At 39.9% G+C, this 807-nt stretch carries 1 protein-coding gene; it reads right to left on the bottom strand.

Translation table 11 applies throughout. From position 1 onward, the window contains the following. Positions 1 to 19: 19 nt before the first annotated feature. Complete coding sequence (locus tag AC55NX_RS20755) at positions 20 to 397, bottom strand: hypothetical protein (protein ID WP_496997455.1); 378 nt, start codon at positions 395 to 397, stop codon at positions 20 to 22. Positions 398 to 807: the final 410 nt, after the last annotated feature.

Below are 807 nucleotides of genomic sequence, written 5' to 3'. Positions count from 1 at the left end.
TACCTTTGTTATACCTTTGCTAGCGCTTCCTATAGAATGTTTCGACTACATGCATACTCGGCCAATATGCCCAACAAGCTGCCTGTGCATGTGCTTGAGACTCAAACGGACTCCCTACACTTTTATGCCAAGATTTCCAGTCTTTCCCCGGTTCAGATGTATCTTTACGCACAACGAGAGCATTTAGTGGCGGTAACCCGTTATCTGTATCAGCATTTGATATATTAACAATCCATTCAACGACTTCCGGAGTATGTCCTTGCCCCCATGTTTCCTTGGGATATTGTGTCAACCAAAGTTCTTTGTAAGTAATTTTTCGAAAGTGATAAGTATCTAATAATCCTCTAGCCACTTTGATAAGTATTTTCCTTACCTTCTTTTCAGTTTTATTAAGCATAAATCCTCCTGTAGGTATAACAATTATTAAACAGCACCCTGCCGTATAACTTGCTGTCGTCCCCTTCTCAGATAAGCTTCATTGGTTCACTAATAAGCACTCAGACACCGTACATAGAATTGAATAAGTTACAGAAAACATCCAGAAATAATTGACACAAACATGACATTCTTTGATGTAGGTAGGGTTTGCAAGAAACAGCAACGTTATAACAGTCAGTAAAAGAGGTGATGTGGTAATTTGATCTGCAATGACATTTCATGAGTACAGCGATCAATTTATCTTCGTTGATTCAATGTTTCACCCAACTCAAATCAACCACCAAACCAAGAAAACCATTCATGGAAGAATGGTTAGGCTTTTTCGGGCAGGACGCTCGTAAAAGCTGGTTCTGGACAACGCGCGACCAA

It is taken from the genome of Vibrio rubrogenes, from assembly GCF_059641415.1.
The sequence above is the reverse complement of the archived record's forward strand: the minus strand, read 5'-3'. Positions and strand labels throughout refer to the sequence as shown.

Coding starts and splice junctions, on each gene's coding strand:
- AC55NX_RS20755 (WP_496997455.1), bottom strand. CDS start 397: ATGCTTAATAAAACTGAAAAGAAGGTAAGGAAAATACTTATCAAAGTG.